The 20597-nt window shown below is 59.4% G+C and carries 23 protein-coding genes; 14 read left to right on the top strand and 9 right to left on the bottom strand.

Features of this window, described 5'->3' with window-relative positions; translation table 11 throughout:
- Nucleotides 1–118 precede the first annotated feature (118 nt).
- The 6 genes from CRP02_RS10395 to CRP02_RS10420 all read left to right on the top strand — a co-directional run bounded on the left by CRP02_RS10395 (nt 119) and on the right by CRP02_RS10420 (nt 6776).
- Nucleotides 119–991 carry a carbohydrate ABC transporter permease gene (locus CRP02_RS10395; RefSeq protein WP_013761441.1) on the top strand — a complete coding sequence of 291 codons (873 nt, stop codon included), beginning with the start codon at nt 119–121 and terminating at the stop codon, nt 989–991.
- 12 nt (nt 992–1003) lie between these two features.
- Nucleotides 1004–1828: a carbohydrate ABC transporter permease gene (locus CRP02_RS10400; protein ID WP_003510506.1), complete on the top strand. Its 825-nt coding sequence runs from the start codon at nt 1004–1006 to the stop codon at nt 1826–1828.
- A 12-nt stretch (nt 1829–1840) separates the two neighbouring features.
- On the top strand, nt 1841–2839 hold the full coding sequence (locus tag CRP02_RS10405; protein WP_013761442.1) for an ABC transporter ATP-binding protein: 999 nt from the start codon (nt 1841–1843) through the stop codon (nt 2837–2839).
- Between the two features lie 91 nt (nt 2840–2930).
- Nucleotides 2931–4415: a mannitol dehydrogenase family protein gene (locus CRP02_RS10410; RefSeq protein WP_097099517.1), complete on the top strand. Its 1485-nt coding sequence runs from the start codon at nt 2931–2933 to the stop codon at nt 4413–4415.
- A gap of 6 nt (nt 4416–4421) precedes the next feature.
- The gene (locus CRP02_RS10415; RefSeq protein WP_097171009.1) at nt 4422–5141 is read left to right on the top strand and encodes an HAD family hydrolase; all 720 of its coding nucleotides are present in this window, start codon (nt 4422–4424) and stop codon (nt 5139–5141) included.
- A 60-nt stretch (nt 5142–5201) separates the two neighbouring features.
- Nucleotides 5202–6776 carry an FGGY-family carbohydrate kinase gene (locus tag CRP02_RS10420; protein WP_179783983.1) on the top strand — a complete coding sequence of 525 codons (1575 nt, stop codon included), beginning with the start codon at nt 5202–5204 and terminating at the stop codon, nt 6774–6776.
- Between the two features lie 65 nt (nt 6777–6841).
- Here the strand turns inward: CRP02_RS10420 and CRP02_RS10425 are convergent, their stop codons facing one another.
- Nucleotides 6842–7675 carry a MurR/RpiR family transcriptional regulator gene (locus tag CRP02_RS10425; protein WP_174004309.1) on the bottom strand — a complete coding sequence of 278 codons (834 nt, stop codon included), beginning with the start codon at nt 7673–7675 and terminating at the stop codon, nt 6842–6844.
- Between the two features lie 295 nt (nt 7676–7970).
- On the opposite strand from CRP02_RS10425, the gene CRP02_RS10430 reads away from it, so the two are divergent.
- Nucleotides 7971–8708 (top strand): sulfate transporter family protein, encoded by a 738-nt coding sequence (locus CRP02_RS10430; protein WP_097099513.1) that lies wholly within the window; start codon nt 7971–7973, stop codon nt 8706–8708.
- Here CRP02_RS10430 and nth read toward each other — a convergent pair.
- A complete protein-coding gene (gene nth / locus CRP02_RS10435) occupies nt 8670–9452 on the bottom strand; it encodes an endonuclease III (protein WP_097171012.1) in 783 nt (260 codons plus the stop codon). The two genes, CRP02_RS10430 and nth, sit on opposite strands and share 39 nt — an antisense overlap.
- Before the next feature lie 37 nt (nt 9453–9489).
- Here nth and CRP02_RS10440 point away from each other — a divergent pair, with 37 nt between their 5' ends.
- The 4 genes from CRP02_RS10440 (at nt 9490) to CRP02_RS10455 (ending at nt 11556) form a co-directional block, all read left to right on the top strand.
- Complete coding sequence (locus tag CRP02_RS10440) at nt 9490–9969, top strand: DUF2244 domain-containing protein (protein ID WP_097171013.1); 480 nt, start codon at nt 9490–9492, stop codon at nt 9967–9969.
- A gap of 132 nt (nt 9970–10101) precedes the next feature.
- Entirely contained in the window at nt 10102–10974 is an 873-nt protein-coding gene (locus tag CRP02_RS10445) for a methylated-DNA--[protein]-cysteine S-methyltransferase (protein WP_097171014.1), read from the top strand.
- Between the two features lie 52 nt (nt 10975–11026).
- The gene (locus CRP02_RS10450; RefSeq protein WP_035212907.1) at nt 11027–11263 is read left to right on the top strand and encodes a CopG family ribbon-helix-helix protein; all 237 of its coding nucleotides are present in this window, start codon (nt 11027–11029) and stop codon (nt 11261–11263) included.
- Nucleotides 11264–11268: 5 nt separating this feature from the next.
- Complete coding sequence (locus tag CRP02_RS10455) at nt 11269–11556, top strand: type II toxin-antitoxin system RelE/ParE family toxin (RefSeq protein WP_097099510.1); 288 nt, start codon at nt 11269–11271, stop codon at nt 11554–11556.
- On the opposite strand, the gene CRP02_RS10460 is transcribed toward CRP02_RS10455, so the two are convergent.
- Nucleotides 11553–12539 carry a sugar-binding transcriptional regulator gene (locus tag CRP02_RS10460; protein WP_174004316.1) on the bottom strand — a complete coding sequence of 329 codons (987 nt, stop codon included), beginning with the start codon at nt 12537–12539 and terminating at the stop codon, nt 11553–11555. The two genes, CRP02_RS10455 and CRP02_RS10460, sit on opposite strands and share 4 nt — an antisense overlap.
- Nucleotides 12540–12745: 206 nt before the next feature.
- On the opposite strand from CRP02_RS10460, the gene tal reads away from it, so the two are divergent.
- Nucleotides 12746–13711, top strand: a complete 966-nt coding sequence (gene tal / locus CRP02_RS10465) for a transaldolase (protein WP_097171016.1) — start codon at nt 12746–12748, stop codon at nt 13709–13711.
- Between the two features lie 105 nt (nt 13712–13816).
- On the opposite strand, the gene CRP02_RS10470 is transcribed toward tal, so the two are convergent.
- Complete coding sequence (locus CRP02_RS10470) at nt 13817–14590, bottom strand: IclR family transcriptional regulator (RefSeq protein ID WP_097171017.1); 774 nt, start codon at nt 14588–14590, stop codon at nt 13817–13819.
- Between the two features lie 217 nt (nt 14591–14807).
- Here CRP02_RS10470 and CRP02_RS10475 point away from each other — a divergent pair, with 217 nt between their 5' ends.
- Nucleotides 14808–15539, top strand: a complete 732-nt coding sequence (locus CRP02_RS10475; protein WP_097171018.1) for an SDR family oxidoreductase — start codon at nt 14808–14810, stop codon at nt 15537–15539.
- A gap of 58 nt (nt 15540–15597) precedes the next feature.
- Here CRP02_RS10475 and CRP02_RS10480 read toward each other — a convergent pair whose 3' ends face one another.
- From CRP02_RS10480 to CRP02_RS10500, 5 genes are all read right to left on the bottom strand, one after another.
- A complete protein-coding gene (locus tag CRP02_RS10480) occupies nt 15598–15771 on the bottom strand; it encodes a DUF1328 domain-containing protein (RefSeq protein ID WP_003516193.1) in 174 nt (57 codons plus the stop codon).
- A gap of 109 nt (nt 15772–15880) precedes the next feature.
- On the bottom strand, nt 15881–16735 hold the full coding sequence (locus tag CRP02_RS10485; protein WP_019566953.1) for a metal ABC transporter permease: 855 nt from the start codon (nt 16733–16735) through the stop codon (nt 15881–15883).
- Nucleotides 16732–17592 (bottom strand): metal ABC transporter permease, encoded by an 861-nt coding sequence (locus CRP02_RS10490; protein WP_003516197.1) that lies wholly within the window; start codon nt 17590–17592, stop codon nt 16732–16734. Before CRP02_RS10490 ends, CRP02_RS10485 begins: the two co-directional genes overlap by 4 nt.
- Nucleotides 17573–18481, bottom strand: a complete 909-nt coding sequence (locus CRP02_RS10495; protein WP_323455344.1) for a manganese/iron ABC transporter ATP-binding protein — start codon at nt 18479–18481, stop codon at nt 17573–17575. Before CRP02_RS10495 ends, CRP02_RS10490 begins: the two co-directional genes overlap by 20 nt.
- Nucleotides 18478–19368, bottom strand: coding sequence for a metal ABC transporter substrate-binding protein (locus CRP02_RS10500; RefSeq protein WP_179783984.1), 891 nt, complete (start codon nt 19366–19368; stop codon nt 18478–18480). The genes CRP02_RS10495 and CRP02_RS10500 overlap by 4 nt, the downstream gene beginning before the upstream one ends.
- A 314-nt stretch (nt 19369–19682) precedes the next feature.
- Here CRP02_RS10500 and CRP02_RS10505 point away from each other — a divergent pair, with 314 nt between their 5' ends.
- Nucleotides 19683–20573 carry a hypothetical protein gene (locus CRP02_RS10505; RefSeq protein ID WP_179784000.1) on the top strand — a complete coding sequence of 297 codons (891 nt, stop codon included), beginning with the start codon at nt 19683–19685 and terminating at the stop codon, nt 20571–20573.
- Nucleotides 20574–20597: the final 24 nt, after the last annotated feature.

Raw genomic sequence — 20597 nt, forward strand, 5'->3', positions numbered from 1 at the left:
CAAGCCGCGAGCTGCGCGGCGGCCTTTAAGCCTTTCAAATCAAAACTGGAATGAGCCGGTTCTTCCGGATATGCCGGGCGCATATCGTGATGCCCGAGCCCATGGGGAGGTTAGTGCAATGGCAACACGAAACACGAGCGGTCTGGCGCGGGTTATGCTTGCGCCTTCGGTGCTGCTTTTGCTGGTGTGGATGATCGTGCCCCTGGCGATGACGCTGTGGTTCTCGTTCCAGAACTACAATCTGCTCAACCCTGCCAATGTCAGCTTTGCAGGCCTGTTCAATTACCAGTATTTCTATACCGATCCGGCCTTCTTCCAGTCGATCTTCAACACGCTTGCCATCGTCGGCGGCGTGCTTCTGATCACCGTCATCGGCGGTATTGCGATTGCGCTTCTGCTTGATCAGGACATCTTCGGTCAGGGCATCGTGCGCATCATGATCATCTCGCCCTTCTTCGTCATGCCGCCTGTTGCGGCGCTGGTGTGGAAGAACATGATCATGCATCCCGGTTACGGCGTGCTTGCCGATCTGTCGCGCTTCTTCGGCCTGCAGCCGGTCGACTGGTTCGCGCAGTTTCCGCTGCTCTCCATCATCATCATCGTCGCCTGGCAATGGCTGCCGTTTGCCACGCTGATCCTGCTCACCGCCCTCCAGTCGCTCGATGGCGAGCAGAAGGAAGCGGCCGAGATGGATGGCGCCAACTTCATCAACCGCTTCATCTACCTGACGCTGCCGCATCTTGCCCGCGCCATCACCGTCGTCATCCTCATCCAGACGATCTTCCTGCTCGGCGTTTACGCGGAAATCCTCGTCACCACCAATGGCGGACCGGGTTACGCCTCGACCAACCTTGCCTTCCTCATCTATCGCACGGCGCTTCTGGGCTACGACGTCGGCGGCGCATCGGCCGGTGGCATCATCGCCGTCGTGCTCGCCAATATCGTCGCCATCTTCCTGATGCGCGCCGTCGGCAAGAACCTCGACCGTTAAGGAGAAGCGATCATGGCCCGCAAGACAACGACACGCGCAAAGATCGGCTTCACCATCGCGGCATGGGCCGTGGCGTTGCTGCTGTTCTTCCCGATCCTTTACGCCTTCCTCACCTCGATCAAGACCGAGCCGGAGGCGATCGCAGGCTTCAGCCTCATTCCCTCGGGCACGCTCGAAAACTACATCACCGTGCAGACCCAGCGCGATTACTTCAAGCCGTTCATGAACTCGGTCGTGCTGTCGCTCGGCTCGACGATCATCGCGCTCATGATCGCCATTCCCGCCGCCTGGGCCATGGCGTTCTCGCCGACCAAACGCACCAAGGACATTTTGATGTGGATGCTCTCCACCAAGATGATGCCGGGGGTGGCGGTGCTGGTGCCGATCTACCTGATCTTCCGCAATGCCGGCCTGCTCGATACCCGCATTGGGCTGACCGTCATGCTCACCTTCATCAACCTGCCGATCGTGGTGTGGATGCTTTATACCTACTTCCGCGAAATCCCCGGCGAGATCCTGGAGGCCGCCCGCATGGATGGTGCCTCGCTCTGGAACGAGATCGTGCATGTGCTGACCCCAATGGCGGTTCCGGGCATTGCCTCGACGCTGCTCCTGAACGTCATTCTCGCCTGGAACGAATCCTTCTGGACCATCCGGCTGACGACCACCAATGCGGCACCGCTGACAGCCTTCATCGCCTCCTTCTCCTCACCGCAGGGGCTGTTCTGGGCAAAGCTCTCGGCCGCCTCGATGATGGCGATCGCCCCCATTCTCGTCATCGGCTGGTTCTCGCAGAAACAACTCGTGCGTGGCCTCACCTTTGGCGCCGTGAAATAAGGAACGACAATAATGGGCAGCATTTCCCTTCAGAACGTGTCCAAGCTCTTCGGCGAGGCAAAAGTCATCCCGTCGATCGATCTCGATATCCATGACGGCGAGTTCGTCGTCTTCGTCGGCCCGTCCGGCTGCGGCAAGTCAACGCTGCTGCGCCTGATTGCCGGGCTGGAAGACGTCTCCGGCGGCAGAATAGTCATCGACGGCAACGACGCCACCGAAAAGGCCCCGGCCGAGCGCGGCCTTGCCATGGTGTTCCAGTCCTATGCGCTTTATCCGCATATGAGCGTGCGCAACAACATCGCCTTCCCGCTGAAGATGGCCAAGCTCGACAAGGCTGTCATCGACAAGAAGGTCGACGATGCCGCCCGCATCCTCAACCTTACCGATTATCTCGAGCGCCGGCCCTCGCAACTGTCCGGCGGCCAGCGCCAGCGTGTTGCCATCGGCCGCGCCATCGTGCGCGAACCGAAGGCGTTCCTGTTTGACGAACCGCTCTCCAACCTCGATGCGGCGCTGCGTGGCACCATGCGGCTGGAAATCTCCGAGCTGCACAACACACTGAAGACGACGATGATCTACGTCACCCACGACCAGGTGGAGGCCATGACCATGGCCGACAAGATCGTGGTCCTCAACCGCGGCAATATCGAGCAGGTCGGCTCGCCGATGGAGCTTTACCGCTCGCCCGCCAACCTCTTCGTCGCCGGCTTCATCGGCTCGCCGCGCATGAACCTGGTGACCGGCGATTACGCCCGGCAAAAGGGTGCGACCACCGCCGGCGTGCGACCCGAGCACCTGACGCTGTCGAAAGAAACCGGCCTGTGGCAGGGCAAGGTCACGGTTGCCGAACATCTCGGCTCCGACACCTTCCTCCACCTCGACGTCCCCGGCATCGGCCCCATCACCGCCAGAACCGACGGTGAATTCGAATGCAAACACGGCGATACCGTCTTCATCACACCAGATGATGCCAAAATCCACAGGTTCGATGACAAGGGCATCGCGATATGACGCGAAGACCGGAAGGCAAATCCGCGCTGCGTGCCGGGTACCTGTCATCCGGTCCTGGCACAAACAACGTTTCCCCTTCGAGGATCGTGACATGACATGCAAACTCTCCCTCGCCACGCTTGATGAAGCCAAAAAAACCGCGGCGATTCCGGCCTATTCCCGGGCCGATCTTTCCGCGGGAATCGTGCATTTCGGCGTCGGCAATTTCCACCGCGCCCATCAGGCGGTCTATCTGGACGACCTGTTCAACACCGGCGCGGACCACGACTTCGCCATCATTGGTGCGGGTGTACTGCCATCGGACGCGGTAATGCGCGAAAAACTTGCCGCGCAGGATTTCCTGACCACGGTGGTGGAGCAGGACAATAATCGCACCGGTGCGCGCGTCACCGGGCCAATGATCGACATTCTGAAGGTTGGCGATACCCGAGGCATCATCGACACCCTCGCCGATCCGAAAATCCGTATTGTTTCGATGACGATTACCGAAGGCGGTTATTTCATCGATGCCTCCGGCTCCTTCAATCCACAGCATCCCGCGATTGCCGAGGATGGCAGGAACCCGTCTTCCCCGAAAACCGTGTTCGGACTTATCGTTGCCGGGCTGAAGGCGCGGCGCGACAAGGGGCTTTCACCCTTCACCGTCATGTCCTGTGACAACATTCCCCATAATGGCAAGGTGACCAAGAACGCGGTGGTCGGTCTCGCCGCCTTGTCCGATCCGGCCTTCGCCAACTGGATCGGCGATAACGTCGCTTTCCCCAATTCGATGGTCGACCGCATCACCCCCGCCACCGGTGAACGCGAACGCAATATCGCCCGTGACGATTTCGGCATCGAGGACAATTGGCCGGTCTTCTGCGAGGAGTTCAAGCAATGGGTGATGGAGGATAATTTCCCGGCGGGCCGACCGGCGCTCGAAAAGGCGGGCGTTCAGTTCGTCAAGGATGTTGCGCCTTACGAGCACATGAAGATCCGCATCCTCAATGGCGGCCATGCGGCGATCGCCTATCCGGCAGCGCTGCTCGACATTCATTTCGTGCATGAGGCGATGGAGCATCCGCTGATCCGGGCGTTTCTGGCAAAGCTCGAAAAGGAAGAGATCATCCCGGTCATTCCGCCCGTGCCCGATACCGATCTTGGCGAATATTTCGGCCTGATCGAACGGCGTTTCCTCAACCCGAAAATCGGCGATACCATTCCGCGCCTTGCGCAGGATGGCTCCAACCGCCAGCCGAAATTCATCCTGCCCTCCACCGCCGACCGTCTGGCGCGCGGTGAAGATATTGTCGGTCTGTCGCTGGTTTCGGCACTGTGGTGCCGTTATTTCTACGGCACCTCCGACAGCGGCAGGCAAATCACCTTCAACGACGCCAGCGCCGAGCGGCTACAGGCGGCAGCCACAAAGGCCAAGGACGATCCGATGGCCTTCCTTTCACTTGACGATATCTTCGGGGAGGTTGCCGAATCGGAGCTTTTCCGTAAACGCTTCTCTCATGCATTGACGACACTGTGGCACGAAGGCACGGCGAAGACCTTGCAGCTTTATCTGGATGACAAGCTGGCTGAAAAGTGACGTGAGATGCGAGACGGGACCGGACCTCTTCTGATTTTCGACTGCGACGGTGTTCTGGTCGACAGCGAGCCGGTCTCCATCTCAGTTCTTCTAGACATGCTTTCCCATCTTGGCGTGGAGATGGGGGAGGAAGAGGCCTACAACCGCTTTCTCGGTCGCAGCGTTGCCAGCATGACGACGACTTTGTTTGAAGAATACGGTATCGAGACCGACATCGATTTTCTCGAGCATATGCGCGCGACGTTGTTCGAGCGTTTCCGCACCGAGTTGCGTCCCATCGACGGCATTGCCGAAACGCTGGACAGGCTGGTGGCCTTCAAACGCTGCGTTGCCTCCTCAAGTCAACCGGAACGCATCCGTTATTCGCTGGGGCTGACCGGCCTGATTGATAAATTTGAGCCGCATGTTTTCAGCGCCACCATGGTGAAGAACGGCAAGCCGGCACCCGACCTTTTCCTGCATGCGGCGCGACAGATGGGCACTGACCCGCGTCAGTGTATCGTGATCGAGGACAGCCCGGCGGGTATTGCGGCGGCGAAGGCAGCAGGCATGGCGGTTTTCGCCTTTACCGGCGGCTCGCATGCGCGGTTTCCGGCATTCCGCGAAAAGATCGCGGAGCTAGGGGCCGATGCCACGTTTGACGCCATGGAAGATTTGGTTCAACTTGTCGGCGATTATATGGGGAAGGGCGGTTTTGACAGCCAGGTGGAACGTGACGCAGGCTGAAGGAAACCATGCCTGCCACCGCCCGGAGGTCGTTACGCAAGGGATGGAACTGAAGTCTTGATGCGTCAAAATCTCGTCGCTGTCGATGTCGGAACGGCGAGTGCCCGCGCCGGGATTTTCGACCCGACCGGCAGGCTTCTCGCCCGCTCAACCCATCCCATCCTGATGCAAAGGCCGCAGGAAAACCACGCCGAACACGATTCCACCGATATATGGAACGCCGTCTGCCTTGCGGTGAGAGCAGCGCTTGCCGACGCGTGTGTGTTACCGGACAGCATAGCGGCCATTGGTTTTGATGCTACCTGCTCGCTCGTTATCCGTGATGAGCGTGGGGAACCGGTTTCTGTCTCCGTCACGGGCAAAGACCGGTTCGACACCATCGTCTGGCTGGACCATCGGGCAATTGGCGAGGCCGACCGGCTGACGGCATCCGGCCACCGCGTGCTGGATTTCGCCGGTAAAAGCGTGTCACCGGAAATGCAGATGCCGAAGCTGATGTGGCTGAAGGCGAATTTGCCGGCAAGCTGGGCGCGCATGTCTTTCGCCTTCGATCTGGCGGATTTCCTGACATGGAAGGCAACCGGTTCCACCAAGCGTTCAAATTGCACACAGACGGCGAAGTGGAATTTTCTGGCGCAGGAAAATCCCGGCTGGCAGGCGGATTATCTCAATCTTGCCGGGCTTGGCGATCTGAAACAGCGGGCAGGCCTGCCCGAAACGACCGTGATGCCGGGCACAGCCATCGGCCCGCTTTCGCCCGAGGCTGCCGCCGAACTCGGCCTCGACACCGGCTGTCAGGTGGCGGCGGGCATGATCGATGCTTACGCCGGCACGCTGGGTGCGCTTGGCGGATGCCTTTCTGATGATGTGGGTAAACATGTGGCGCTGATCGCCGGCACCTCCAGCTGCCTTGTCGCCATGTCCGAGCGGCAGATGCCAGGCCACAGCCTGTGGGGTCCCTATTGGCAGGCAGTGCTGCCCGGCCACTGGCTGGTGGAGGGCGGGCAATCTGCCACCGGCGCGCTGCTCGATCATATCGTGCGCATGCACGCGGCGGGCGGCGAGCCGGATACGGCGCTGCACGCCCGCATCGTTGCGCGGGTTACCGAATTGCGCGCGCTCGAGGGCGCGGCCTTTGCCGAACGGCTGCATGTACTGCCGGATTTCCACGGCAACCGCTCACCGCTCGCCGATCCGCATGCGGTGGGCGTCATCAGCGGGCTGACGCTCGATACATCCTTCGACAGTCTCTGCCGCCTCTACTGGCGCACCGCCGTGGCGATTGCGCTTGGCGCGCGCCATGTGCTCGATGCGATGGAGCGTTTCGGTTATGCCGTCGAAAGCCTGCATGTTACCGGCGGCCATGTGAAGAACCCGCTGTTGATGGAGCTTTACGCTGATGTGACCGGTAAGCGCATCGTCGTGCCCGCCACAGCCGACGCCGTTCTTCTCGGCACGGCGATGACAGCGGCAGCCGCCGGCGGTGTGCATGCGGGCCTTGCAGCGGCGGGTGCCGCCATGTATCCGGGCAATACGGAAATCTCAGGCAATCCGGCGCTCACACCGCTTTACGAGCGGGATTATCGCCGTTTTCTCGCCATGCACCGCCATCGCCAGGAGCTGGAAAGCCTCTGATCTTCGCCGACAACGGCAGGTAAGGTCGTGGCGGACGGGCGCGGCCTGTTTCCTCCCACAGAGGGTCAGATGCCAAGCGAGCGTTTCAGGCCGGTGAGGTTTTTCATGCGTGCCGTGCGCTGCTCGTCGGCTCCGGCAATCAGGCTGCAGAGGGTGAATTCCATCAGTGCAACGAGCTGCAGCAGGCCTTGTCCGCCGGTCTGGGTGTGCGGCATGGCAAGACAGATATCGGCGCTTTCCGGTCCCCATTCATAGAACCGGGTGGTGATCAACAGGGTTCTGTAGCCGCTCTTTCGTGCCGTCGCAGAAAGGCTCTGCAAGGGCGTGATGCTGCCGCCGCAATCCATGAGGATGAGAAGCGCTTCTGCGGGATCGAAGTCCCAAAGGGCGATATAGGCGGCGCTGTCGCTGCCGAGGTAGTGCACGCGTCTGCGATATTCCAGCAACCGCCCGTGAAAGTGCCTTCCAGTGCCAAGGCCTTCCGGTGACGTTGCCAGAAAAACATCTGCCGCCGAAGCGATCTCGCTCATGGCGACGCGCCATATCGGCTGGTCCGTCATTTCGAAAGCAGCCTGAATGGCCTGGATCTGTTGGGAAAGCAGTTGCGAAAACGGATTGGACTTCTGATCGCCGCTTTCAACGATAGCGGGCTGGTCCACGCTTGCGGATTCTTCGGCGTGGCGCAGATCGATGCGAATATCGCTGAATTGCCGGTATCCGAGCGAGCGCAGAAAACGGCCAACCGTCATCGGACTGAGACTGAGCTTGGCAGCCAGCGTCTGCGCCGTTTCAAACGGCAATTCGTCCAGATGCTCGATCAGATATTTGGCGATCTTGCGCTCTGAAGGCGTACCGGCCTTCATGGCACGGGTCAGATTCAACAGTAGCTGTTCCACCAACGCCTCATTCTTTTATATTTATGAACGATGATGCATCCGCGCGCCCGGGCGAGCGTGCGAACCGCGACTTGTCGGTGGGGGCGAGCTTTTCCGGCCTTGTCCTCCACCGGACCGGAATGCGAATTCTAATAGATAGATTATTATATTTTAGAGAAGTCTTTTATTCAAGGGAAATTCCATCTGCGGTTTAATTCCCAACAGCGACGTCTTCATTCCTGTCTTGCGGAGCGGATGGGCGGCGCCTATCTCTCCTGAACACCAGTTCTAAACGCGAGAGGCGGCACAGGAGTTCCGAATGATTTTTAATGCGGCGAGGCTTGCCTTCAGCAATCTTTTTGCCACCGAGACCCGGTCGGTGTTCTGGAAGGTTCTGGGGCTGACGCTTCTGGTGCTGGCAGCGCTGTGGTTCGCCATCCGCTCTGTCTTCATCTATTTCGCCTTGCCGTGGGTGGATACGCTGATCCCCAGCGTGCCGGACTGGGCGGGATGGCTGACTTTCGTTTTCGCCATTTTCGCCGGAATCGGGCTGGCTTTGGCGTTGGCCCTGCTGATCTCGCCGGTCACTGCCGTTATTGCCGGACTGTTTCTCGACGATGTCGCCGAAGTCGTGGAGAAAAAGACCTATCCCGATGATCCGCCGGGCAAGGCGATGCCCATCGGTGAGGCCATGGTGTCATCGATCAAGTTCTTCGGCGTCGTCATTGCCGGCAACCTGATTGCGCTTTTGTTGCTGCTGGTGCCGGGCGTCAACCTCATCGCCTTTTTTCTGGTGAACGGTTATCTGCTGGGCCGGGAGTTCTTCGAATTTGCGGCCATGCGTTTCCGCTCGCCTGCTGACGCGCGGCTTTTCCGGCTGAAACACCGCACAACCGTGTTCATGGCCGGGCTGGTGATTGCAGCGTTCCTTGCAATCCCCTTCCTCAACCTTCTGACGCCGCTTTTTGCGGCTTCGATGATGGTGCATCTGCACAAGGCCGTCAGCCGCCGCGATCCGTCATTCGCCGCTGGCCGCACCGAACAATTGCGCGGGTAATTCCACCAGCGGAGCTGGAATATCGAAGGTCTTTTCCGGTGATTTGCAGATATCGGCAATCACGCAGCGCTCGCATTCCGGTTTGCGCGCCTTGCAGCAATAACGCCCGTGCAGGATCAGCCAGTGATGGGCATGGAACAGATATTCTTCGGGAATGATGCGGACGAGCCGGTCTTCCACTTCATCCGGGGTTTTCCCCGGCGCAAGACAGAGCCGGTTGGCAATACGAAAAACATGGGTGTCCACGGCGAGTGTGGGCACACCGAAGGCCATCGACATCACCACATTGGCCGTCTTGCGGCCGACGCCGGGCAGGGTCACCAGCTCGTCGCGCGTCCTCGGCACCTCACCGCCGAAATTGTCGATCAGCATCTGTGACAAAGCGATAACGTTCTTGGCCTTGTTGCGGTAAAGCCCGATGGTCTTGATATGGCCGATCAGCTCCTCCTCGCCAAGTGCCTGCATTTTTTCCGGCGTATCGGCCACCTTGAACAACGCCCGCGTCGCCCGGTTCACGCCCACATCGGTCGCCTGCGCCGAAAGCGCCACGGCCACCAGCAGGGTAAAGGGGTTGGTATGTTCCAGCTCGCCTTTCGGCTCCGGCCGCTGAATGGAGAAACGGCGGAAGATTTCGTTCAACTCGTCCTTCGAATAGATCGTCTTCACACGCGCCGGTCTGCGGGCGGATGTCGCATTTGACTTTTTCAATGTTTGGGTGCTGGATCGTTTTTTGGCGACTGTCATGACCTATCTATAGCCAGCCCGCCCTGAGGAAATCAACGTGGATACGCTCAACGATCAGCCGATTTTTGCGGCGGAACTCGTTCCGCACCGTTCGCTCGGAAGAAGGGGTTTCCGGCTGCTTCTCGCCTTGTCCGGGCTTGCCTGCCTCCTATATGGCGGCTTTTTCCTCACCACCGGCGCATGGCCCGTCGGCCTGTTCCTTGGGCTGGATTTTCTGCTGCTTTATGTCGCCTTCCGCGCCAATTACCGGGCAGCGAAGGCGCGGGAAGAGGTGAGCGTCTCGCGCACCAGCCTGTCTATCCGCAAATTCTCCCCGACTGGCCGCGTCGTCGAGCATCGTTTCAACCCCTTCTGGGCCCGCTTCAGGGTTCAGCGGCACGAGGAAATCGGCATCGTCTCCATGCATGTAACGGGTGAAGGCAAGGCAACGGATATCGGCTCGTTTCTCAATCCTGATGACCGGGAAAGCTTCGCCAAGGCTTTCGGCGGTGCGTTGGCGACGGTGCGGCGGATGTGAGTGGATAATTCCGCTTACAACCCGTCATATCGGCTCGAGGCAGGTATCTCGGCAGAAACTGAGTACGGCGCAAGAAACGGGTGGAGACCGACGCGCTTTGATGGTTTTCTGTGAAGCGTTAGGAGACATGCGATGAACGCCAATATCATGCTGAATGAAGACATCACCCCCATCGGTTCGGATTACGATACGGTGCGCGGGGTTATCGAGCTTTTGACGCTGGATTATCGCGACCAGCCCTCCCTTGAAGCCATTGCCGCAAGGCTCGGCCAGTCGCCAACGCAATTGCAGAAGACCTTCACCCGCTGGGCCGGTCTTTCCCCCAAGGCGTTTTTGCAGGCCGTAACGCTCGATCATGCCAAAAGGTTGTTGCGCGAAGAGGATCTGCCGCTGCTGGAAACCTCGATCGAGGTCGGCATGTCTGGGCCCGGCCGCCTGCACGATCTGTTCGTCACCCACGAGGCCATGTCTCCAGGCGAATGGAAGGCCAAGGGCGGTGGGTTGACGATCCGGTACGGTTTCCATGTTTCACCCTTCGGTCTTGCATTGGTCATGGTGACCGATCGCGGCCTTGCCGGCTGCGCTTTCGCCGATCCCGGCGAGGAAAGAGCCTGTTTCGAGGACATGGCAGGTCGCTGGCCGAATGCGGATTATGTCGAGGATCGTGAAGCCACCGCGCCCTATGCTGCACGCATCTTCGACCCGTCCATGTGGTCGGAGGACAAGCCGCTGCGCGTCGTGCTGCTCGGCACGGATTTTCAGGTGCGGGTATGGGAAAGCCTTCTGAAAATTCCCATGGGCCGCGCCGTCACCTATTCGCACATCGCCTGCGATATCGGCCAGCCAACCGCCTCCCGTGCGGTCGGTGCAGCAGTCGGCGCCAACCCCGTCTCCTTCGTCGTGCCCTGCCATCGCGCCGTCGGAAAAAGCGGGGCGCTGACGGGTTATCACTGGGGCCTTACCCGCAAGCGGGCGATGTTGGGATGGGAAACGGGGAAGGTGTGACGGGGTTTTGATTGTCTTTGCCGATCCGTCGAGGATCGGCTATTCTTTGTCCATGAAGAGCACGATCGAACTTCCCGATGATCTGAAGCGCCGGATAGACCTTCTGGCCGAGCGCTCGAATTTGAGCCCCAGTCGCATCATAGAAGATGCGCTGTCGCATGGCCGTTCCTTGGCATGGCAGGAGAAGTGGACAAGCGGTGTCAGGGCTGGGCTGGCTGAGGCAGAAGCCGGAGAGTTCGTTTCCGAGGAAGAGATTGACGCTGTTTTGAACAAATATGCCAAGGCCTGAAACGCGTGCGGTTGGTCTGGACGCCGCGTTATCTTAAAGAACTTGGCGGTATCGGCGACTACATTGCGGGGCGTAATCCGCGTGCGGCGGCAAAGGTCGTTCGGGCAATCCACCAGACAACGGCACGCCTTCTGTCCGCCAATCCTTATCTCGGTCGTTACGGTGAAATCGAAGGGACGAGGGAGCTGGTTATTTCCGGTCTGCCCTACATCGTGGCTTATCGCGTGACGGACAGGCAGATCGAGGTCCTATTCGTTCAGCACGCTGCCCGGGAATGGCCCGAGAAAATCTAAACCAGTTCCATCAACGCCCTTGCCGCCGCCTCGTCTGTAATCAGCGTATTGCACCCGATGCGCTTGATGGTGGCGCGGATGGCGATGGCGCGGTGGGCGCCGCCGGAGGCGAGCACGATGTGTTTGGCCTTGCGCAGCGTGTCTAGATCGATCGCCATGGCGCGCTCGTTGATCGGGTGATCGACGGAGCGGCCTTCCGCGTCGATGAAGTTGAACATGGTGTCGCAGACGCAGCCGGCATCGATGAGTTCCTGAAGCGTTTCCTTCGAAATGAAACCTTCCGACAGCGAAGTGGAATGTGGGCCGATATCGCCGCAGGAGACGATGGCGAGGTCGAGCGTTTCGGCCAGATCATAAAGCGTTGCAAGTCCGCATTTTTCAATCAGCGCCCGTTTGGTCTCGACGGAGTCCACCAGCAGCGGTGCAAGGAACATGTAACATTCCGCCCCGAGCGCGCTTGCCAGCCGCCAGGTGTAATCAAGCGGGTTTGTCTGGTGCACGGCGACGATACCGCCGAGCAGCGAGACGACCTTGCAGTTTTCCCGGCGCGGTGGGCGAAAGCTGGATAGCGAGGCGGTCATGGTGCGGCCCCAGCCGACGCCGATGGTGGCATCGTTCGGCACCGCTTCGGAAAGGAATTGCCCGAGCGCCAGGCCAACGGCCTTGGCCGTGCCTTCGGCATTCGCCTTGCCGGGGAATTGGCCGGGGGAGGGAATGATCACCGCCTCATCCAGCCCATAAGCTGCCTCCAGCCTGCCGGCCAGATCGACGAAATCCTCGATGCCCTCGTTGATCCAGATCTGTACTTCGGAGCGTTTCATCGCCTCGTCCAGAAGGCGTATGACAGTGGAGCGGCTGATGCCGAGCTTCTCGGCGACATCTTTCTGCGTCAAACCCTGATTATAGTAGAGCCATGCGGCACGCAGCCTCAGCGAAGCCGCTTCCGAATAGGCCGTATGGGTTTCTCTTCTCAGTTTCGCCACGGTTTTTGTCACTCTCTTTATGGGGCGGAGTATCGCAGGCGTGAAACTTATGTCAATTGCGATGCGCAAATGTCTTGACTTTCGACCTTGCCGCTTGCGATAGTCGGAGCCGGACAAAACCGTGATTTCGGCCTTGGGCGCACCATGGTGCGGGAACGAAAAGACGGCTGTGCAAGTTTACAAGAGATCATGAAGGATCATTCGCCATGACGTCCAAACTCGAACAACTTCGCGCTATTACCACGGTCGTTGCCGATACCGGCGACATCGAGGCGGTTGCGCGCCTGAAGCCGGTGGATTGCACCACCAACCCCACCATCGTTCTGAAGGCGCTCGGCACCCCCGCTTTTGCGGATGCGGTGAAGGAAGCCGTTGCCTGGGGCAAGAAGCAGGGCGGCCAGTCTGACGCTGTCGTTGCTGCCGTTGCTGACCGTCTTGCCATTTCCGTCGGTGCGGCCCTTGCAGGTCTGGTTCCCGGCCGCGTATCGACCGAAGTCGATGCCGACCTGTCCTTCGACACGCAGGCCTCCATCACCAAGGCACGCCACATCATCGCCTCCTACAAGGAGCGCGGCATCGAGCGTGAACGCATCCTCATCAAGCTGGCTTCCACATGGGAAGGCATCAAGGCTGCGGAAGTTCTGCAGTCCGAGGGCATCGACTGCAACCTGACGCTGCTGTTCTCGCAGGCACAGGCCATCGCCTGCGCGGAAGCCAAAGCTTTCCTCATCTCGCCCTTCGTCGGCCGTATCCTCGACTGGTACAAGAAGTCGACCGGCGAGACCTACACCGCCGAGACCGATCCGGGCGTCGTTTCGGTGCGCAGCATCTACAATTATTACAAGGCCAATGGCATCGGCACCGTCGTCATGGGCGCATCGTTCCGTAATGTCGGCGAGATCGAAGCGCTTGCCGGTTGCGACCGCCTGACGATCAGCCCGGCGCTGCTGGAAGAGCTGGACAAGGACACCGGCACGCTTGAGCGCAAGCTTTCGTCCGACAATGTGAAGGCCGAGCCGCTGCAGTCGCTCGATGAAAAGGCGTTCCGCTGGGCAATGAACGAAGACGCGATGGCAACCGAGAAGCTCTCGGAAGGCATCCGCCTGTTCGCCAAGGATCTGGTAACGCTGCGCGAAATGGTCCGCAAGGAACTGACGCTGGCTGCCGCCTGATAACAAAAAGGGGAACCATCCCGGTCCCCTTTGCGTTTAAGATACAGAAATCTCCAGTCACTTTAAACGCGATCGGTCCCTGCCGGTCGCGTTTTTTTGTGCGTCTCAGAGGGTTCCCTGACCCGTCGCCACTTCGGAAATGCGCCTTGCCGCATCGCGGATCAGTACCTCGCAGGCCTCGCGCGTCGGGGCCTTGCCGCCAAGCGGGGTGATATAGGGGCAGGTGATGACGGCAAGTGCCGTACCATCAAGTGTCAGCACGGGGGCGGAAATATTGCGCACGCCTGCGGTCTGCATGCTGTCCATGGATTCGAAGCCATTTCTGCGAACTTCCGCCAGCCGCTCCTCAAGGTCTGAAGGCTCGGTTTCCCCGCCACCGCGCACCTGCTCGGTGATCATGATCTTGCGCTGTACCTCGTTCTGGAAGGCCAGCAGCACATGGCCGGAACCGGTTTGGAAGAGGCTCATCTGCGCGCCCACCCGCATGGACATGGCCCAATAGGTGGAGGACTCCTGTTGGGCAATGACGACAACACTGCCGCGGTCGTAAACGGCGAGATGACAGGCCTGCTCGGCGCTTGCGGAAAAATCGCGCATCACCGGGGCTGCGAAAGAGACCAGCCGGCGCACCGGCGCGTGGAAATGTGCGAGCCCGAACATTTTCAGCGTCAGCGAAAACCGGTCACCCTCCAGCCGCTGCACGTAACCACGGCGCACCAGCCGGTCCAGCATGCGGTAAAGCTCGTTCGGGGTTTTGCCTATGGCTTTGGCAATCTCGATCTGCGTCAGCCCGCCATCCGTCCGGGCGAGAAGTTCGAGAATGTCCAGACCCTTGTCGAGGGCGGGGGCGCGATATCTTTCGCTGTCGTCTTCGGTCATCTTGCCTCGGTGGCGTTTTGCAAGGATTGGCTGGCGGGAAATGCACTTTGGAAATACCGTTGCCGCACGCTGCCCTTTTGCGCAAGCCTGCTTGACGTTACATGAATACCGCGTTTACATATGAATTGTCGATCCATATTTGAGATCAATGAAATTCACTGGCGAAATTCAGCGGCTCGGCCCCAGCGGGCGGGTGCGCCGTAGCGGGAGGCTATTGATGGTGCAGGATTTTAACGGGCGGACAGTGGTGATCACCGCAGCCGGCCAGGGTATCGGCCGTGCGACGGCGGAGCGATTCATATCGCTCGGCGCGCGCGTCATCGCCACTGATATCAACGAGCAGGCGCTTTCGACCCTGAAAGGTGCGGAAACGCGGGTTCTGAACGTGCTGGATGGCGATGGTGTGAAGGCTTTTGCTGCCGATATCGGCCATGCGGATGTTCTGTTCAACTGTGCCGGTTTCGTTCATTCCGGCACCATTCTCGATTGCGAGGAAAAGGACTGGGATTTCTCCTTCGATCTCAATGCCAAGGCCATGTACCGCACCTGCCGCGCCTTCCTGCCAGGCATGCTGGAAAAGGGTAAGGGCGCAATCGTCAACATGTCCTCAGTCGCATCCAGCGTGAAGGGCGTGCCGAACCGTTTCGCCTATACCGCCTCCAAGGCTGCCGTTGTCGGTCTGACCAAGGCAATTGCTGCTGATTTCGTCACCAAGGGCATTCGGTGCAACGCCATTTGCCCGGGCACGGTGGACAGCCCGTCCTTGCATGACCGCCTGCGCGCCACCGGCAATTACGAACATGCCCTGGCCGACTTCATTGCCCGCCAGCCTATGGGCCGCATTGCCACGCCGGAAGAAATCGCCGCACTCGTCACCTATCTCGCTTCGGATGAGGCAGGTTTCACCACTGGCCAGATCCATGTGATCGACGGTGGCTGGACAGGCTGATAATTCTATACGGGAGAGAGGAGAAGGCGACCGGCCCGAAAGCCGGTCGCCTTTTTTATTACGCCACCACGCTTCCAGCGATCAGTGCAAGCACGAGGAAGACCAGGAAGATCACGACGGCGATGAAGAACAGGATACGGGCAATGCCCGACGCCGCTGCCGAAATGCCGGTAAAGCCGAATACGCCCGCGATCAACGAAATAACAAAGAAAATAAGAGCCCATTTCAGCATGGAGCTTCCCCTTTCGCTTAATTTTCATGAGTTTGCCGCTTGAGGGCAAGCTCATGAAAATGACGCGCAAAAGGCGAAAATGTTCCACGCGCCCGCAAAAATCGTTCTTTTACACCACCGTTTCATTGGCGGCGTCGATCCGGCGGGCCTTGAGGCTGGTGCGAATGAATGTCGCGACGAATGCCAGGCTCATGAACAGTACAATGGTCGGGGCTGGCGCGCTGTCGATCAGGAAGCTTAGCCATATTCCTGCAAGCGAAGAGAGAACTGCAACCGAGATGGCGACCAGGAGCATGGCGGAAAAGCGCCGCGCCAGCAGAAAGGCGATGGCGCCGGGGGTGACCAGCATTGCGACGGAGAGGATGATGCCCACAGCCTTCAGCGCGCCGACCACGGCAAGCGACAAAACCATCAGCAGACCGTAATGCAGGATGCGAACGGGCAGGCCGATTGCCTTGGCATGCTGCGGATCGAAGGCATTGACCAGCAGGTCCTTGCGCAGCACCCCGAGGAACAGGGTGGCGAAAAGCGCGATCAGCCCGGTCTCCAGCATGTCTGAAGGCGCAATGCCCAGCATGTCGCCGAAGAGGATGTGATCCAGATGCATGTCGCTCTGCACCTTTACGTAAAGCACCAGCCCCAGCCCGAACATGCCGGAAAAGACGATGCCGAGCACCGTGTCTTCCTTGATGCGGCTGTTTTCCTTGATGAAACCGGTGCCGAGAGCGCAGATCATACCGGCGGTGAACGCGCCGATGGAAAGCGGAATTCCGGCAATGTAGGCAATCACCACGCCGGGCAGCACGGCGTGCGAAACCGCGTCCCCCATAAGCGACCAGCCCTTCAGCACCAGAAAACACGAGAGCATGGCCATCGGCACGGCAATCATCAGGGTGATGATGAAGGCATATTGCATGAAAGGCAGCTGAAACGGCAGGATGGCGAGTTCAAGATATTCGCTCATTGCGCTTCTCCCAGTGCCTTGCGGGCTTTGGCGCGCGAAGCGAGCAGCCCGTGTTTGGGTGCAAACACGAAAGCGGAAAGGAAGATCGCTGTTTGCAGCACGACGATAACGCCGCCGGTGGCGCCGTCGAGGAAGTAGCTGAGATAAGCGCCGACGAAGCTGGTGGTCGCGCCGATCACGAGGCTCATCAGGATCAGCCGCTCGAAACGGTCGGTCAGAAGATAGGCGGTCGCGCCTGGTGTCACCACCATGGCAACGACAAGGAAGGCACCGACGGTTTGAAGGGCTGCAACCGTGGAGGCGGCAAGCAGGGTGAAGAAGATCACTTTCAGCACTTCCGGTTTCAGCCCCACTGTGCGGGCATGGTTCTCATCGAAGAAGACCACCATGAAGTCGCGCCATTTCAGCGCCAGTACGATGAGGCTGATGCCGCCGATCAGGGCAAGCTGGATCGTGTCTTCGGTGGTAATTGCCAGAATATTGCCAAGTACGATGGTCTGGATATTGATCGAGGTGGGCGACAGCGACACCATGAACAGCCCCAGCCCGAAGAACGAGGTGAAGATCAGGCCGATGATCGCGTCTTCCTTGAGCCGGGTTTTCTGATTGAGGAACAGCATGGAGCCAGCCGCGAGCCCGCCGGAAAGAAAGGCGCCGAGCGAAAAGGGCAGCCCCAGCATATAAGCGCCCGCAACGCCGGGAACGATGGCGTGCGAGAGCGCGTCGCCGATCAGCGACCAGCCCTTCAGCATAAGATAAGCGGAAAGAAAGCCGCAGACGCCGCCCACAAGTGCGCTGACCCAGATGGCGTTCAGCATGTAGCCATAGGTGAAAGGCTCAAGAAGGCTGTTTATCATCGGCTTTTTCCTTCGGAGCCTGCGGATCATGTCCGTTCTGGCCGTTCTTTCCGTAGATCACGAAAGGCCGTTCATCGTCGGTAATCACCTTCACCCGGCGCGGATCGGCATCATCATGCAGTTCGGCCCCACCGAGAACGAAGTGGCGCAGGCTGCCGCCAAAGGCTTTTTGCAGGTTCTCTTCGTTAAAGGTGTCCGCTGTTTTGCCAGACGCCAGAACGGTGCCCTTGACGAAGACGGCGCGATCGCAGAATTCCGGCACGCTGCCGAGATTATGGGTGGAAACCAGCATGACGCGGCCCTCGTCACGCAGTGCCTTCAACAGCGCGACGATCTGTTCTTCCGTCGTCACGTCGACGCCGGTGAAGGGCTCATCCAGCAGGATAACCTGACCTTCCTGCGCCAGCGCGCGGGCCAGAAACACCCGCTTCTTCTGCCCGCCGGAAAGCTCGCCGATCTGCCGCTTGCGATAATCAAGCATATTGACGCGCGTCAGCGCTCTCTCGACCATCTCGTGATCGTGTTTCGACGGAATACGGAAGAAGTTCATATGGCCGTAACGGCCCATCATCACCACGTCCTCAACCAATACGGGAAAACTCCAGTCCACCTCTTCAGCTTGCGGCACATAGGCGACGAGGTTTTTTCTGAGTGCATCCTTCACGGGTAGGTCGAAAATAGAGACGGAACCGGCGGCCAGCGGCACGAAACCCATGATTGCCTTGAAAATCGTGGACTTGCCGGCGCCGTTGACGCCGACAAGTGCAGTGATCGTGCCGCGTGGAATGGAAAAGCTGGCATTTCTTAATGCGGTGTGGCCGTTGCGATAGGTCACTGTCGCATTTTGAACCGTCAGGCCGCCGCCGCTTTTGTTGCTGCCCATTCTCATGAAGACAGTCCTTTGGCAATCGTGCTGCTCGTCACGCGCAGCAGGTCGAGATAGGTCGGAACAGGGCCGTCGGCCTCGCTCAGCGAATCCACGTAGAGTATGCCGCCATAGGCCGCTCCGGTTTCCTTGGCCACCTGCCGGGCGGGATCGGCGGAAACCGTGCTTTCGCTGAAGATGACCTGAATATTATGTTCGCGCATGGCGTCGATCACGCCGCGCACCTGTTGCGGCGTACCCTGGCTGTCGGCATTGACCGGCCACAGGAACAGTTCCTTCAGCCCGAAATCCCGGGCGAGATAGGAGAACGCCCCTTCGCTCGTTACCAACCAACGCTTGTTCTCAGGAAGCGCGGAAAGCTCATCGCGGATGGGCTGCACGGTGGCACGGATCTTGTCGGAATAGGCCTTGGCATTGGCGGCGTAAATCTTGGCGTGGGCGGGATCTATTCCAGCGAGTCCCTTGCGGATATTTTCCACATAGATCAAGGCGTTATCGGGTGACATCCAGGCATGTGGGTTGGGTTTTCCCTGATACGCTCCGCCATTGATCGCCATCGGTTCGATGCCGTCGCTGACAGTCACATCAGGCACGCCTGAAAGATTGGCCAGAAACTTCTCGAACCACAATTCCAGATTGAGGCCGTTGCGCAGCACCAGATCGGCCTTGCGAGCCTTGAGAATGTCGCGCGGCGTTGGCTGGTAGTTGTGAATTTCAGCGCCTGGCTTGGTGATGCTCTCCACCTCTGCCGCATCGCCCGCAACATTGCGCGCCATATCGGCAATGATCGTGAAGGTGGTGACCACCTTCGGTTTTTCCTGCGCGACAGCCGCAGCAGGCAGGAAAAGCGAAAAAGCAAAAAGGGCATGGCGGATTTTATGGAGATTCACGTCTGTCACCGATTTTTGTTGCGATCAACTCGCAACACCATCTGTCATGGAATCACACTTGTCAACGCTATTGCAAATCATTCGCAATTTAGCGGATTTCAAAAATGTCTGAAAATGGTGCGCTTTTGCCCGCACGGCGCCGGGGGGATTAAACTTTTTTCAATGAGAAAGCGGCACTATCGCAAGGCTCGGACAACGAGGTCCCGAGCTTATCCCGCGTGTGTTCCTCATCCTTCGAGCCACGTTCCGGGGTGAGGGCGATAGGCGGGGTACTGAATGTCAGGATTTTGCGCGTGAAGGCTGTATTCGGACGAATGCGGTTTTCGCGCAAACTCGTTATGATCGGAGGCGGGATCCTGCTTTTGGCAGGTGCGACCGGTTCTGCTGCCGTGTTTATCGGCAGCGAGCGGCTGCTCGGGTCCACCTATGCCTCCGCCAACGGGCTTTCCTGCGACGCAGTCCAGACAGTCAACATCCGCAAGAACGGTTCCCTGTGGGTCCGCAAATTCATTCGTACTGACGGCGGCAACGGCACGGACCGGTTGAAAACGGCGCTGCGCGTCGCCAGGGCAGTTTACGACAAACAGAAGCCCGATCTGGTACAGGTTTCCGTGCTGGATAAAAACGGCCCGCAATTGCGCTCGGAAATGCGCGGCCGCGCCATCGCGGCCCAGGTGGTCTTTATTGCCGACCCGGCGAAAATTCCCGAAGGCGCCGATGCCCAGCGTTATTCCGCCTTTTATTACGATGGTGCATCAAACGGCAGCGGCCAGTTTTACGGGCTGCGCATCGATCTGCCGCTGGAAGATGCCGAAGCAATGGCCGCAAGCCTGAGTGATGCAACCGACTGCGCGACACCTGCTTTGGACGCCGCGCCCGAAGGGCATGGCGGAAAGGCCGCGAAAGGCGCGTCGGGCCACGGCGAGACCAAGGGCGAGGGCGGCGGCGGCCACGATGCTGCGCCGGCGCAAACGCATGAGGGCGGACCCGGTGCGGAAGCCCACGGCGAACCCGTAGCTGACGAAGAACTTCTGACCTCGACCCCGGAAGCCGATGGCGGCAGCATCTTCAGCATCAGCTATCTGAAATCACTGATCTTCGGAAAAGGCACAACGACCGCGCAGGCGGCAGAGGGAAAACTGGCCGAGAGCGAGATTGCACCTGCGGAAGAGCCGGGTGCCGAGAAGGCGAAGACGGGGCATTAGTTGCCAAGTCCTTGCCCTAGATCG

Origin of the sequence: Rhizobium sp. AN5, assembly GCF_900215255.1 — a bacterium.
GTDB classification, from domain to species: domain Bacteria; phylum Pseudomonadota; class Alphaproteobacteria; order Rhizobiales; family Rhizobiaceae; genus Agrobacterium; species Agrobacterium tumefaciens.

Bases quoted from the DNA above. Each gene is read 5' to 3' on its own strand.
- tal (WP_097171016.1), top strand. From the start codon at position 12,746: ATGACGTCCAAACTCGAACAACTTCGCGCTATTACCACGGTCGTTGCC.
- CRP02_RS10485 (WP_019566953.1), bottom strand. From the start codon at position 16,735: ATGAGCGAATATCTTGAACTCGCCATCCTGCCGTTTCAGCTGCCTTTC.
- CRP02_RS10405 (WP_013761442.1), top strand. From the start codon at position 1,841: ATGGGCAGCATTTCCCTTCAGAACGTGTCCAAGCTCTTCGGCGAGGCA.
- CRP02_RS10420 (WP_179783983.1), top strand. From the start codon at position 5,202: ATGCGTCAAAATCTCGTCGCTGTCGATGTCGGAACGGCGAGTGCCCGC.
- CRP02_RS10450 (WP_035212907.1), top strand. From the start codon at position 11,027: ATGAAGAGCACGATCGAACTTCCCGATGATCTGAAGCGCCGGATAGAC.
- CRP02_RS10490 (WP_003516197.1), bottom strand. From the start codon at position 17,592: ATGATAAACAGCCTTCTTGAGCCTTTCACCTATGGCTACATGCTGAAC.
- CRP02_RS10400 (WP_003510506.1), top strand. From the start codon at position 1,004: ATGGCCCGCAAGACAACGACACGCGCAAAGATCGGCTTCACCATCGCG.
- CRP02_RS10495 (WP_323455344.1), bottom strand. From the start codon at position 18,481: ATGAGAATGGGCAGCAACAAAAGCGGCGGCGGCCTGACGGTTCAAAAT.
- CRP02_RS10470 (WP_097171017.1), bottom strand. From the start codon at position 14,590: ATGACCGAAGACGACAGCGAAAGATATCGCGCCCCCGCCCTCGACAAG.
- CRP02_RS10415 (WP_097171009.1), top strand. From the start codon at position 4,422: ATGCGAGACGGGACCGGACCTCTTCTGATTTTCGACTGCGACGGTGTT.
- CRP02_RS10505 (WP_179784000.1), top strand. From the start codon at position 19,683: ATGCGGTTTTCGCGCAAACTCGTTATGATCGGAGGCGGGATCCTGCTT.
- CRP02_RS10430 (WP_097099513.1), top strand. From the start codon at position 7,971: ATGATTTTTAATGCGGCGAGGCTTGCCTTCAGCAATCTTTTTGCCACC.
- CRP02_RS10395 (WP_013761441.1), top strand. From the start codon at position 119: ATGGCAACACGAAACACGAGCGGTCTGGCGCGGGTTATGCTTGCGCCT.
- CRP02_RS10480 (WP_003516193.1), bottom strand. From the start codon at position 15,771: ATGCTGAAATGGGCTCTTATTTTCTTTGTTATTTCGTTGATCGCGGGC.
- CRP02_RS10445 (WP_097171014.1), top strand. From the start codon at position 10,102: ATGAACGCCAATATCATGCTGAATGAAGACATCACCCCCATCGGTTCG.
- nth (WP_097171012.1), bottom strand. From the start codon at position 9,452: ATGACAGTCGCCAAAAAACGATCCAGCACCCAAACATTGAAAAAGTCA.
- CRP02_RS10410 (WP_097099517.1), top strand. From the start codon at position 2,931: ATGACATGCAAACTCTCCCTCGCCACGCTTGATGAAGCCAAAAAAACC.
- CRP02_RS10475 (WP_097171018.1), top strand. From the start codon at position 14,808: ATGGTGCAGGATTTTAACGGGCGGACAGTGGTGATCACCGCAGCCGGC.